This is a genomic window from Trichocoleus sp. FACHB-46, from assembly GCF_014695385.1.
In the GTDB taxonomy this organism is placed as follows: Bacteria; Cyanobacteriota; Cyanobacteriia; order FACHB-46; family FACHB-46; genus Trichocoleus.
This window is the reverse complement of record NZ_JACJOD010000014.1, coordinates 16,710-30,300: the sequence shown is the minus strand read 5'-3', so window position 1 is coordinate 30,300 and position 13,591 is coordinate 16,710. Positions and strand designations below refer to the sequence as shown.

The window sequence follows — 13,591 nt, the reverse complement described above, 5'->3', positions numbered from 1 at the left end:
AGAGGTGTAGCTGCTGTCAGGAACTGATGACAGTCCTAGTCCGATGCGATTAGATCACATCTTGCAGAACTCGGCGGGTGTTTTGCCAAGCCCAAATTCCTACCATACTAACTAAAATGCTCATGCCTAGGAGCACCGCTCGCAAACCAATTGCATCGGTGAGCGGCCCCGCGATCGCGAGTGGTAGGCTCAGTGCGATGTTAACGACATTATTTTGAAAGCCAAACACTTTGCCCCGCATGGACTCTGGCGTTTGTTGATGAATTAAAGTTTGCATGGGTACGCCAATCATCGAAGCACCCACGCCCAAGAAGGCACTTAAACTTAAACCGATCCATAGGTTAGTGGTAAAGGTAAACATACTCAGGGCAAAAGCCATACACAAGAACCCAATCAAGGGTAGGGGTTTGTGATGGAAGCGATCGCCCCAATGACCTAGCACTCCTGCCCCAAAGACCATACCAATGCCTGCTGCGGCTAGCAGAAAGCCAAATTGATTGGGTTTAAGGCCAATATCTTCTACCAAGTTAATGGCGAGAACCGTTAGGGCAGCAAAGACAGAATACAAAATAGTGAGTTGGAGCAAAGCATTACTCACCAGTCGCTCTTTCTTGAGGTAACGCAGCCCTGCTTTGAAGTCATGCCAAGGATGAACCGCTACCAAGTGATCGCTGACATGCTTTTCTCGAATTGGGACGAGCCACAAGACGGCTCCCGCAATCAGATAAAGCCCCCCCACCAAAATCTCCTGGCCGAAGTCACCCCCAACTCTCGCCAAGCTCAACAACGGTTCACCCACGGCAAATCCAATAATTAATGACCCCAGCATCGTCGTTGTAAACAACGCATTGGCGGTCATTAACCCTTCTTTTTCCACCAAGAGCGGAATGGCTGCCTGTTCTGCGGGCGCAAAAAACTGAGTCAGCACTGATTCAGCGAAGGTGATGATCAGGAGAATCAGAAACGCCTTGGGCAAGATCGGGATAAGCAAGGTGAGCAGGCCACGGCTGACATTGCAGATAGTGAGAATGTGCTTTTTAGGAAAGCGATCGACAAAGATGCCAGCCGCAGAACCAAACAGAATGGCAGGCAACGTGAAGGCAACCATCAGCACTGATCGCATCGAGTTTTCTAGCCCTGGTAGGGGTTTGTAATCTACCAGCAAGGTAATCAGCAGCACGAAAAAAACTTTATCCGCGACTTGCGAGAGTAATTGCCCCATCCACAACGCCAAAAATGCTCGATTTTTGATCAAGCTGCGAAATCCACTCTCAGGAGGGGGCGGGCTGACTGGAAGCATAAAGCGAAGTTGTAAAGTCCAGGGATTCTACCTCCCCTAGTGTGCGCTTTGCTAGCTCTAAGTGACCAGTTGCTCAGCAACTTTTTCGCTTGAGGCTATTGGGCGAGCGCTAGAGGAAAAAACAAAGAAAAAGAACTAGCAAGCTAATGACTGAGAGCCTAACTTAACGGCGGTTTTCAGGAGCAAGGTTTTTAGCTGGTTATGTTTAGCTTACAAAGAGACCTGATTCTCCATAGCGCTGTAGTAGGACAGTTAGAAAAATGGCTGCGGTAGTTGCAGTTGGTGATTGCTGAGTTGGATTGGCTACAGGCACCCACCATCCCTGAACGGTTTGCGGCGATCGCCAAAGCTCCAAATGATCAATGGCTGGCTCGGCATAAAAACTATCTGCTCCAGCACCCCACAAAGCAGAACTCCAATGGGTAAAGTAATCGTGACTGACTCGGTGAATGGGAAAGTCTCCGTATAAGGGTACACCCCAACCATCCAAGGCGATCAAGGCTTTTACTTGACCCCCCAACTGTTGCCAAGCCCAAGCTGCACCCATAGCCCCTGCCACACCTGCACTAAAACTTAGAAACACCAAGCCCGTTTGAGCAGAACTCAGCTGATGCTGACGAAATGTTTCCTGGAGGAAGTGCACGATATGAAATGCAGAATAGGCTGGATAACATTGTGCCGGAAAAATGAATAAGTTTTCCGATTGATTTGTGTGATCAGCGGCCAATAGGTTTGGTGTAGAACGCAATGGCAACCCCTGGAGAAAACTTTGAGTCAGCTCTAAGTTGTGTACACCAGGACAAATAAGAATGCTCATAAATTTAGATTTACTAACAGCTAACTCTGCCATTTCAAGGTTGTCTCAGCGCATTTTGGTTGCCACCTCAAGCTGTGCGATCGCCCGCTATTTACCCGCTCTAATTGCCTCCTCATCACCTTCTGATTACCTAGTGACTCTCAGGGGAATATTAAACGCAAATGTAGATCAGGCATAGATTCAGGTCAGCGCAGTCAAAGCTGGGCCAGGGTACGAGTCTGCTAACTAACCACTAGGGCAAAGAAATGGCTTTGATTCTTATCGTCGAAGATGCGTGGTTTACCCGCAGACTCATTAGTAAAACTTTGCAGGCCGCAGGCCACACCACAGTAGAAGCTAGCTGTGGTCGAGAAGGACTGGAGAAAGCTCTCACTCATGCTCCTGACTGTATTTTGCTAGATCTGTTGATGCCTGACCTAGATGGTCGTGAAGTGCTGCAAAAGCTGCGAGATCAGGAGAGCCGGATGCCTGCGATCGTCCTGACTGCGGATATTCAGTCGAGTTCTCGGCAGCAATGCTTAGAGCTAGGGGCGATCGCCGTTCTAGGCAAGCCCCCCAACCCCCAAGAGTTAGCCGCCGCTATTGACCAAGCGATCGCCGCCAAGGTAGGAGGAATCACTCCATGATGCCAACGGTCTATGAGCTAGACGCTTTGCAAGAGCTAGTCAATATTGGTGTCGGACGAGCCGCTAGCATTCTGAATGAAATGGTTGGTTCTCATGTCCATTTACAAATCCCATATACAAAGTTAATTTCATCTGCCGAAGTCCAACAAGATTTAGAACAGCAGCTAGGCATAGCACCGATCTCAGCGGTACGGTTAGGCTTCAATGGTTCCTTTGCAGGCGTGGCTCAACTCGTGTTTCCGACCGATAGTGCCTCCAAACTAGTTGCAGTTTTAACTCGCGAGGAATTTGACTTATACGACTTGGATGCCGTCAAGATTGGCACTCTGAGCGAAGTTGGCAACATTGTGATCAATGGAGTGATGGGTTCGATTAGCAATGTCCTCCAGCAACATCTCAACTACTCGCTACCCATTTATTTAGAAGATACCGTTGGCAATCTCTTAACTTCTCACGACTTTGAGATTGCCAGCGCTGCCGTTCTGATTGCCAAAGCTCGCTTCACTATCGAACAACTCCTAATTGCTGGAGACATCATCTTAATTTTCAAATTGGGCGCTCTCGACACGCTGCTCACAGCTCTAAATCTTGGCTTGGAAGAATCAGCATGAATGAAGCCCAACTGATTGCAGAAAAATTTGGTTTACTGGACCAGATTCCGATGGGAGTTTGTGTGTTGCAGCAAGACTTCAGCGTAGTCTTCTGGAACAGTTGCTTAGAAAACTGGACCAAATTATCTAGAAATCAGTTACGAGGTCAAAACCTGACTGAGGTGTTTCCGCACCTACAGGCGTCGCAGTATGTGAGCCGTTTGCAACAAGTTTTTGAGAATGGCACTCCTACCGTCTTTTCGGCCCAGCTTCACCAATCTTTGATTCCATCTTGCTTACCCAGTGGCCAATGTCGGGTGCAGCATACTGTTGTGACGGCGGTTCCTGCGGTTGATGGCAATGGCTTTTATGCCCTGCTCTCAATTCAAGATGTCACAGACCTTAATTCCCAAATTCAAAATTATAGGCAAGCGCAACAACTAGCGCAGCAAGAGATTCAGGAACGCCAACGAGCAGAGGCCGCCTTGCAAGAAGCGCATGACGTTCTAGAGCAGCGGGTACAACAGCGTACAGCGTCCCTCTTGCAGGCAAACATGCAATTGCAGCGCGAAATTCAGGAGCGACACCGAGCGGAAGCGGACCTGAGGCGCAGTGAGGAGCGCTATCGTTCCTTGGTAGTTGCCACGGCTCAGGTCGTGTGGACCACAGACGCTACTGGCCAAGCCACGGCAGATTCTCCTCTGTGGCGGGCTCTTACCGGACAAAATGAGACAGAATTCAAAGGATTAGGATGGCTGGAAGTCGTGCATCCGGAAGATCAAGAGCGCATCAAACGAATTTGGCTGGAGGCAGTTCGGACGCACTCACCTTATGCCGCTGAATATCGGGTCCGTGACAGCGAGGGTCGCTACCGTCACTTTGCCCTGCGGGGAGTTCCGGTCCTAAAGAGAGATGGCACGGTCCGAGAATGGATTGGCACTTGTACAGATATCGACGAACGTGTGCAGGCTGAAAACGATCGCAGCCAAGCAGAAGCTGCTTTGCAACAGGCCCACGACGAGTTGGAGCAGCGAGTAGCCGCACGGACTGCTGAACTAGCTCAAGCCAATACAGAACTGCTCAATGAAATTGTTGAGCGCAAGCAAGTAGAAGCCGCTCTGCAAAAAGAGCAAATGTTTCTCAAGATTCTGCTGGACAACGTGGAGTCGGGCATTGTGGCTTGTGATGCGGCGGGAAGCTTGACCCTGTTTAACCGGGCAGTACAGAGCTTTCATGCTTCAGACGTGCAGCTAATGCCGCTAGAGGACTGGGCGGCTTACTACGGGTTACATCGCCCTGACGGAAAAACTTTGATGCCGATCGAGGAAATCCCCCTCTTCCGAGCTTTGCAAAACGAAAAGGTCCGCAATGTAGAAATGGTGATTGTGCCTCCAGGGGGACAATTCCGCACCGTGTTAGCGAGTGGACAGGCGATCGCCGATCCTCAGGGCAAAAAGCTGGGGGCCGTAGTAGTGTTGCATGACATTACCGAGCAAAAGCAAGCCGAGCAAGAACTAGCGCGATCGCTCTCTCTGCTGCAAGCCACCTTGGAATCCACGGCAGATGGCATTTTGGTGGTAGACCGAGAGGAGAATATGGTGATTTGGAATGGCAAGTTTGCCGAAATGTGGCACGCTCCTGACGCCATTCTGTCTGCTCGGAGCGATCGCCAGTTTGTCGCCTACGCTCAGACTCGCGTTAAAGATCCAACCAACTTCCGGGCCCAGGTGCAGAAGTCTTACGATCATCCAGATACAGCTAGCTGCCATGTGATTGAGCTAAACGATGGCAGAAGCTTTGAGCGTTATGCACAGCCGCAGAAGATTGCTGGTGAAACGGTCGGTACAGTTATTAACTACCGAGACATCACTCAACGCCAGCAAGCAGAATTAGCATTGCAACAGCAAATCTATCGAGCTGATCTGCTTAAACAAATCACTCAAGAAATCCGCCAAAGCTTAAACTCACAAGATATTTTTCGGACCACAGCCACTCAAGTAGGCCAAGCTTTTGGGGCAAATCGCTGTGTAATTCGCGCTTACTTAGCAGGAGCAAGTCCCCAACTTCCTTGCGTTGCTGAATATTTAGAACTAGGCTATGCCTCGACCCAAGTCGTCAAAGTGCCTCTGGTCAGTCAAGTTTATGCGGAAAAGCTGCTGGCTCAAGACCAAGCGATCGCTGTACCGAATGTTTATGCCAGCCATCTCTTTCAATCGGCTGTTGCTAACTGCGCTCAGGTCAATCTCCAATCAATTTTAGCTATTCGCACTTCTTATCAAGGAGTCCCTAACGGCACCATTGCGCTCCATCAATGTGATCAGTTTCGCCAGTGGGCACCCGATGAGATTGAACTCCTAGAAGCCGTAGCTACCCAAGTCGGGATTGCCTTAGCTCAAGCTGCCTTACTAGAGCAAGAAACTCTGCAACGAGAACGGCTAACTCAACAAAACTTGGCTCTAGAACAAGCGCGGCGGGCTGCCGAAGCTGCCAACCAAGCTAAGAGTGAGTTCTTGGCCACCATGAGCCATGAAATTCGCACGCCTATGAATGCTGTGATTGGCATGACTGAGTTGTTGTTAGACACACCGCTAAATTCTCAGCAGCGGGACTTTGCGACCACGATCTGTAGCAGTAGTGAAACCTTGCTCACGCTGATCAACGACATCTTAGACTTTTCCAAAATTGAGTCAGGCAAGCTGGAACTAGAGCAACACCCGTTTGAGTTGCAAGCTTGCGTAGAGGAATCGTTGGATCTTTTGGCATCTCAGGCTGCGGAGAAGGGCTTGGAGTTGACTTATCTAATTCAGCCAGAAACACCAAGCCAAATTATGGGAGATGTGACTCGCGTGCGTCAGATTTTGGCGAATCTACTAAGCAACGCCATCAAATTTACTCAAGCGGGGACGATCGAGTTATTAGTCACGGCTCGAAAGATGCAGAGGCAGGCAGGCAATAAATTTTTGATCTCTAGCGATCGCGTAGAGGCAAGAAGAGAGATCAGAAATTTATTGCCTGAACTCGCCTCCAACTCATTTTACGAAGTGCAATTCTCGGTCAAGGATACGGGCATTGGCATTCCAGCGCAGCGGATGCACCGTTTGTTTCACGCTTTTAGTCAAATTGATTCCTCCACTACCCGCCAATATGGTGGCACTGGTTTAGGTCTAGCCATTAGCGATCGCCTCAGCCAAATGATGGGGGGCTGCATGTGGGTGGAGAGCCAAGGCCAAGTGGCAGGTAATCCCTCTCCCGCTTGGCTGTCTGTTCACGCATCTAAGGCGGGTTCAGGCTCTACCTTTTACTTCACTATCTCGGCGCAAGCCGTTGCTTTCACGCCAGCGCTGAATGAGCCTGATTCTCTATCTCCCTTAACGAGCCGATTCGCCGGGAAACGGCTATTAGTTGTGGATGATCACGCGGTTAACTGCGCTTTGGTCGTGGGGCAAGCCCAAGCTTGGGGGATGACAGTACGAACTGCGTCGTCAGGGAACGCAGCGCTCATACGGCTACATCAAGGTGAGCAGTTTGATCTGGTGCTGTTAGATGTTCAGTTGCCAGAGATGCAAAATTTAGCCTTGTTTAAGGCAATTCGGCAGCAGCCCGGATGTCAGCAGTTGCCGATCGCCTTCCTCGCACCAATGGGATGGTCTATAGCTAGTGCGGAAGTGAATGCCGCGCCTTCGACCGCGTTGCTGTCCAAACCAATCAAACAAGCCCAGCTGTATGAAGTAGTCACCAAACTTCTAAGCGAACCAGTGCTGCCTCAAACCGTTGCTTCCATGAATCTAGCTACTTCGGATATTTCACCAGAATTACCTCAATTGCGGATTTTGCTCGCGGAGGACCACACCGTAAATCAGAAGGTGGCCTTGCTGCTGCTGAAGCGCTTAGGCTACACAGCCGACATCGCTGCAAATGGTTTGGAGGTGCTAGAGGCATTGCGTCGTCAGGCTTATGATGTGATCCTAATGGATATCCAAATGCCTCAGATGGATGGGTTGGAGGCAACTCGTTGCATTTGTCAGGAATGGTTGCCCCATCAACGTCCTCGGATCATTGCAGTGACTGCCAATGCGATACAGGGCGATCGCGAGATGTGCTTAGAGGTAGGAATGGACGACTACATCAGCAAGCCAATCAAAGTTGAGGAATTGTCTACTGCTTTGCTGAGATGTGAGCCGAAGCCTAGTCCTAGCGATCGCCCGCCCCAGATAGACCGAGTAGAACATAGCTCTGCGGCTGTCGATGCTCAAGTCATGCAGTGTTTCCGCAAGATGGTAGGTGAGGATGCAGGGGGCATCTTGGTGGAACTTATTGGTAGCTATCTCCAGGAAACTCCCAAGCTGATCCAAAGCATGCAGCTAGCAAGCGCCCAGGGTGATCTAGCGTTGTTGCGTTTACTGACTCACACTCTAAAATCAAGTAGCGCTACCCTAGGAGCTATCAGGCTTGCTGCCTTGTGTAAAGAGCTGGAAAGCAACTGTCAGGAGATGGCATCGATGAATTGGGTCGCCCAGGTCGCGTTGGTAGAGAAGGAGTTCACCGAGGTTAAAGCAGCCCTAGAACTGGAGCGGCAACGGTGTCTGAGATAAGCACGATCTTGGAGCAGCGAGACTCTCCATTAGTGTTAGTTGTGGATGACGATGTCTTCATGCGGCTACAGTTACGTCGAGCGATGGAGCAAGAAGGCTACCAGGTCGTAGAAGCCCCAAACGGAGAGCAAGGGCTAGAAGACTACAAACATCTGCATCCTGATATTGTCCTCTTGGATGCACTTATGCCGATCATGGACGGTTTTACCTTTTGCGCTAAGCTACAAGCCCTTCCTAGCGGCGATCGCACTCCGGTTTTGATGATTACCGGATTAGAAGATGAAGAATCAGTCGCCCAAGCTTTTGCCGCCGGAGCTACTGACTACGTCACCAAGCCGATCCATTGGGCCGTGTTGCGTCAAAGGGTGAAGCGCTTAATTCAACAAAGCCAACTGCATCGCCAGCTAGAATCAGCCAATCAGGTACTACAACGTCTGGCTTTAGTAGATGGGCTAACTCAACTAGCGAACCGCCGCTGCTTCGATCAGCACCTTTATCAATCCTGGCAACGTCTGGCTAGAGAGCGGTTGTCCCTCACCTTGATTTTGTGTGACATTGATTGCTTCAAAGCCTACAACGATACCTATGGTCATCAAGCGGGAGATGACTGCTTGCAACAAATTGCTAAAACCATTAGTAGTTGTGCTAGACGTCCTGCTGACCTCGCAGCTCGCTATGGCGGCGAAGAATTTGCTTTGATCTTACCTTCTACCGAATCTAGGGGTGGGGTTAAAGTCGCCCAAGATGTTCAATACAAAGTCAAAGCGCTCCAACTTCCCCACAATAGTTCTCAAGCCAGTCATTCCGTGACGCTCAGCTTAGGCATTGCAACAGTTGTGCCCCAATTTGATTCAAATCCCTCAGTCTTAGTTACCCTTGCCGATAAAGCGCTGTATCAAGCGAAGGCCGCAGGACGAAATCAATACTGCACTTCCCAAACAAGCCTTTACTAAGCTTGAGCTGGCTGCCATTTGTGATGAACCATTGGTGATCAACCAGTTTAGTCAGCGATCGCCTGGAGAAAATATTTCTTCGGGAAGAAGATTTGATAGCTAGGATTCGCTATCAATAGCGGTGTTGTCTGCAAGATATACAGCGTAGGTAGTGTCTCTCATCGGAGCGATCGCCCTTATAAAACATTTTTTAATTCCATCCCCCCGGAGGGGATGTTAGCCTAGGGAGACTAGGACGCGCTTGAAGTAGAGCTTTTAAGCCGCTGCTGATGCGTCAGTGATCAACTAAAGTGCAAGGTCGAGGAACAAATAGTGGTTGCAACTCCCGAAAAACAGCAACAGCAAACTCCAACTTCATCTGTCCCGCAAGATCGAGTTGCTGTCTTGTTGATGGGTTATGGCGAAGTCGAAAGCTACGAAGATTTTGCGAACTACAACGAGCAAGCTCTTAACTTACTCACCGCTAAGTTCGCCCCAGTTCCCACTTGGATTTATCCTCCCCTGGCCAAACTACTTGCAGTTTTTGATCTGCACGAGTGGGGACACCAGCACGACAACTTTATTTCGCCGCACAATGCCATTTTTGAGCAGCAGCGAGCTGGGATTGAAAAAAACTTACAAGCCAGATGGGGCGATCGCGTCCAAGTTTTCAAAGCCTTTAACTTCTGTGCGCCATTTCTGCCAGAACAGGTGTTAGCCGAGATTAAAACCCAAGGTTTTGACAAAATTCTGATTTACCCACTGCTCGTCGTTGATTCCATCTTTACCAGCGGCATTGCTGTGGAGCAAGTGAATAACGCTCTCACCAAGTTAGTAGATGGCACCGAGCATTGGGTCAAGGGTCAGCGCTATATTCCCTCCTTCTACAGCGAACCGGAATATATTGATCTGCTGGCTAATTTGGTCGAGGACAAAATCAAAACGGATTTGGCTGTAGCTCATCTCCCCTCCCAAACGGGCATCATTTTGATGAACCACGGCTGTCCGCACAAAGCCAAGGGCTTCACCTCTGGGATTGAAGAAAGCGAAGCACTTTACAACCGGGTTCGTGAGAAGTTGATTTATCGTTACCCCCTCATTTCTCCGGGATGGTTAAATCATCAAACTCCTTTGATTGAGTGGACGCAGCCTAATGCCGAACTAGCTGCCAAAAACTTGATGGATTTGGGGGCAACCGCTTTAGTCTTTATGCCGATTGGCTTTGCGACTGAAAACCATGAAACTCTTTTGGACGTAGACCACATTATTCACGGTCTCCGTCGCCGCCGACCTGACGTGACCTACGTGCAGATGGAATGTGTCAATGCCCAGCCTGAGTTTTTGCAGATGGCAGCAGATTGGGCTAATCCCCAAATCGAAGCGTTGTTGGCAGAGCAGGCCCTGGTGGTAAACCCAAGTCTAGCTAAGGCTCAGGCGCAACATACCCATGATCACCATCATCATGGCCATCACGATCACTCTCATGGCAACGAGCATCATCACGATCACGGACACCATCACTAGAAAACAAGTGCGGCAAGATCTCTAGCGATCGCTGCCAAAAAGTCTATTGATAAACAAGAAAGGGGGTTACTAACCCCCTTTTTGCTGTGATTGTGATTTTAGTTGGGAAGATTTGCCAAAGTTAATGAGGCAACTTTTAAGAACGGGTGCTAGTTGCGGTACCTTCTTTGTTGCCATTATTAGTGCTGTCAGTATTAGTGCTGCCAGTAGTTAAAACACCTGCTTGAGCTACGAGCACGTCCTGAGCAGAAGCCACAGAGACGCCGCGCAGCTTACAAGTGTTCTCGACTAAGCTGCGAGCGAATTGGTCGAAACGTTCAGATAGTTTTTCGTCTCGTAGCTGACCGTTTGGGTCAAAGGCGCTCCAGGCTTGCCCGATCGCAACTTGTTCTGGAATTACCCAAGCGTGGACCCAACGCATGATGACGCGCAAGTCATTTAGGGCGTTGCTGTTAGACTGGCCGCCGAGCACACTAATCAATCCAGTCACTTTGTCAGATAACTGCTCAAAGCTCAGCAAGTCCAAAGCATTTTTGAGCACACCACTGAGGCTGCCGTGATACTCCGGTGTGGATAAGATCAGGCCGTCTGCTTGCTTAACGGCTTGGCGCAACCGAGCTACGTCTGGGTAGTCCAAATACTCGTCTTGTCCCCCACGGCAAAAAGGCAGGTTCAAGGTGCGGAGGTCAATGACTTCCACTTCGGCACCGAGCGATCGCAATCGCTCTGCTGCTACATGCAATGCTTGGTAGCTATGAGCGTCAGCGCGTAGACTACCACCAATACCAACAAATCTAACCATAGGTCTAGCCCTCCTAAAGAAATTCCGTGCAAGCTTGAAATAACTGCTAAAGCTTCAGCCGGAAACCAAGTCTGAATGAAACGCACAGATTTGGTGAGCTGAGAATTGGCTCGAAAAGTAACCTAAAAATGTCTTATTGAAAAACGGAGTCATTACGACTACAATTAGCTTAACTAAGAAAGTTACATTTTGTCAAATTTATATGTTTTCCTTGGGGAAAATTAGAGATCAACTTTCTTGAGGATGGTTGCGGTAGATAGCTATCAACTAGATCAAGACCTGAATCAACAGAGTTGTTACTCAAAGTCCTGAAGTCCAGGATTAGGAAAGTTAAACTAGATAAGAGATTTCCTAGCTTCTACTGTCAAGCTGAGTTTTGCAGCTACTCAGAGGAGTTAGGTTCAGGCGGGAGGCAAAAGGCAATCCAGTATGAAAAGTTTCCGCAAGGCACTGACAAATAATCGCTTGATGAGGAGTTCTGCCGTTACTGGGGCAATTACAGCCAGTTGGTTTTTACTCCAAACTGCGTTGTTAACGACCCCAGGGCTAGCTCAAGCAGGCCGCAACTCCCTCACTTATGGTGAGCTCTTGCGGAAAATTGATGCAGGTCAAGTATCACGGGTTGAGGTCGACCCAACCCAAAACGTTGCTAGAGTCCGGTTGGCAGGAGAGAAAAAGACGGACGCGATGCAGGAAGTACCTCTGCTGGAGCAGAATCCTGAGTTGATTGAGCGCATCCGGGCCAATGATGTAGATTTTGAAGTTCAACCATCTCCTGATAACAGTACAGCCGTTGGCTTGCTGGCAAATCTGCTGTTGATTTTTCTCTTGATTGCGGGTTTGTTGATTATTCTGCGGCGCTCGACTAACGCCCCAGGTCAGGCGATGAACTTTGGCAAGTCGCGGGCTCGGTTTCAAATGGAAGCCAAAACAGGCGTCATGTTCGATGACGTGGCTGGGATTGAGGAAGCTAAAGAAGAACTGCAAGAAGTTGTGACTTTCCTCAAGAAGCCAGAACGCTTTACCGCTATTGGAGCGCGCATTCCTAAAGGGGTGTTGCTAGTGGGTCCTCCAGGCACGGGTAAAACTCTGTTGGCTAAGGCGATCGCGGGGGAAGCGGGTGTACCCTTCTTCAGCATCTCTGGTTCTGAGTTCGTCGAGATGTTTGTGGGTGTCGGCGCTTCTCGCGTCCGGGACCTGTTCAAGAAAGCGAAAGAAAGCGCGCCTTGCATTATCTTCATTGATGAGATTGATGCGGTGGGTCGTCAACGGGGGGCAGGTATCGGTGGCGGCAATGATGAGCGGGAACAAACCCTCAACCAGTTACTCACCGAGATGGATGGCTTCGAAGGCAACAATGGCATCATCATCATCGCGGCAACCAACCGTCCTGACGTCTTAGATTCTGCTCTATTGCGTCCCGGTCGCTTCGATCGCCAAATTACAGTAGACCTGCCCAGCTACAAAGGTCGCTTAGGGATTCTAGAAGTTCACGCGCGCAATAAGAAGCTAGCGCCAGACATCTCTTTGGATGCGATCGCCCAACGCACTCCCGGTTTCTCAGGTGCTGATCTGGCCAACTTATTGAATGAAGCCGCTATTTTGACCGCCCGACGGCGTAAAGATGCAGTTACACCTCTAGAAGTGGATGATGCGATCGATCGCGTCACCATTGGCTTAACCCTCACCCCGTTACTTGACAGCAAGAAGAAGCGCCTGATTGCCTATCACGAAGTGGGTCACGCCCTCCTGATGACGCTGCTAGAGAAAACTGACCCTCTAGACAAAGTAACGATTATCCCTCGCTCTGGTGGGATTGGTGGATTCGCCAAACCTCTACCCAACGAGGAAACCATTGATGATGGTTTGTACAGCCGCGCTTGGTTGCTCGATCGCATCACCGTTTTCTTGGGTGGCCGTGCAGCGGAAGAAGAAGTGTTTGGCTATCACGAGGTGACAAAAGGTGCTTCGGGAGATATCCGAGCCGTGGCTGACTACGCTCGAGAAATGGTGACTCGCTACGGTATGTCTGACTTAGGGCCATTTGCGCTTGAAAGCCAAAGCAGCGAAGTGTTCCTGGGGCGAGATCTGATGAATCGTTCAACTGAATACTCTGAGGAAGTTGCTACTAAAATCGATCACCAAGTCCGAGCGATTGTCTTCCAGTGCCATGAGAGGGCCCGTACCTTGCTGAGGGAAAATCGGGCTTTGATGGATCGACTGGTGGATACGTTACTAGATCAAGAAACGGTTGAAGGCGATCAATTCCGCCAAATTGTGGCTGAATACACCCAACTGCCTAGCAAGCATCAGCCAGCGGCTCCTAGCGAAGTCAGTAGCATCTAGCTGGTAATACTTGTTGCGCGGGCATCTTGTTCGCGCAAGCGGGCTACTATCTGTTTTTGTCC

Annotated in this window: 9 protein-coding genes; 6 read left to right on the top strand and 3 right to left on the bottom strand. The window is 49.7% G+C overall.

Going from position 1 to position 13,591, the window contains the following annotated elements; translation table 11 throughout:
• Positions 1-49 precede the first annotated feature (49 nt).
• Positions 50-1,300, bottom strand: a complete 1,251-nt coding sequence (locus H6F72_RS10500) for an MFS transporter (RefSeq protein WP_190434428.1) — start codon at positions 1,298-1,300, stop codon at positions 50-52.
• A gap of 205 nt (positions 1,301-1,505) precedes the next feature.
• Positions 1,506-2,117 carry a hypothetical protein gene (locus tag H6F72_RS10495; RefSeq protein ID WP_190434426.1) on the bottom strand — a complete coding sequence of 204 codons (612 nt, stop codon included), beginning with the start codon at positions 2,115-2,117 and terminating at the stop codon, positions 1,506-1,508.
• Between the two features lie 245 nt (positions 2,118-2,362).
• On the opposite strand from H6F72_RS10495, the gene H6F72_RS10490 reads away from it, so the two are divergent.
• From H6F72_RS10490 to H6F72_RS10470, 5 genes are all read left to right on the top strand, one after another.
• The gene (locus H6F72_RS10490; protein WP_190434425.1) at positions 2,363-2,743 is read left to right on the top strand and encodes a response regulator transcription factor; all 381 of its coding nucleotides are present in this window, start codon (positions 2,363-2,365) and stop codon (positions 2,741-2,743) included.
• Positions 2,740-3,354: a chemotaxis protein CheC gene (locus H6F72_RS10485; RefSeq protein ID WP_190434423.1), complete on the top strand. Its 615-nt coding sequence runs from the start codon at positions 2,740-2,742 to the stop codon at positions 3,352-3,354. Before H6F72_RS10490 ends, H6F72_RS10485 begins: the two co-directional genes overlap by 4 nt.
• Positions 3,351-7,925, top strand: a complete 4,575-nt coding sequence (locus H6F72_RS10480; protein WP_190434422.1) for a PAS domain S-box protein — start codon at positions 3,351-3,353, stop codon at positions 7,923-7,925. Before H6F72_RS10485 ends, H6F72_RS10480 begins: the two co-directional genes overlap by 4 nt.
• On the top strand, positions 7,913-8,878 hold the full coding sequence (locus H6F72_RS10475) for a PleD family two-component system response regulator (protein WP_348252112.1): 966 nt from the start codon (positions 7,913-7,915) through the stop codon (positions 8,876-8,878). Before H6F72_RS10480 ends, H6F72_RS10475 begins: the two co-directional genes overlap by 13 nt.
• 312 nt (positions 8,879-9,190) lie before the next feature.
• On the top strand, positions 9,191-10,381 hold the full coding sequence (locus tag H6F72_RS10470) for a ferrochelatase (RefSeq protein WP_190434420.1): 1,191 nt from the start codon (positions 9,191-9,193) through the stop codon (positions 10,379-10,381).
• Between the two features lie 136 nt (positions 10,382-10,517).
• On the opposite strand, the gene H6F72_RS10465 is transcribed toward H6F72_RS10470, so the two are convergent.
• On the bottom strand, positions 10,518-11,183 hold the full coding sequence (locus tag H6F72_RS10465; RefSeq protein WP_190434418.1) for an NADPH-dependent FMN reductase: 666 nt from the start codon (positions 11,181-11,183) through the stop codon (positions 10,518-10,520).
• Between the two features lie 468 nt (positions 11,184-11,651).
• Between H6F72_RS10465 and ftsH the strand changes: the two genes are divergently transcribed.
• Complete coding sequence (ftsH, locus tag H6F72_RS10460; RefSeq protein WP_242016879.1) at positions 11,652-13,529, top strand: ATP-dependent zinc metalloprotease FtsH; 1,878 nt, start codon at positions 11,652-11,654, stop codon at positions 13,527-13,529.
• Positions 13,530-13,591 lie beyond the last annotated feature (62 nt).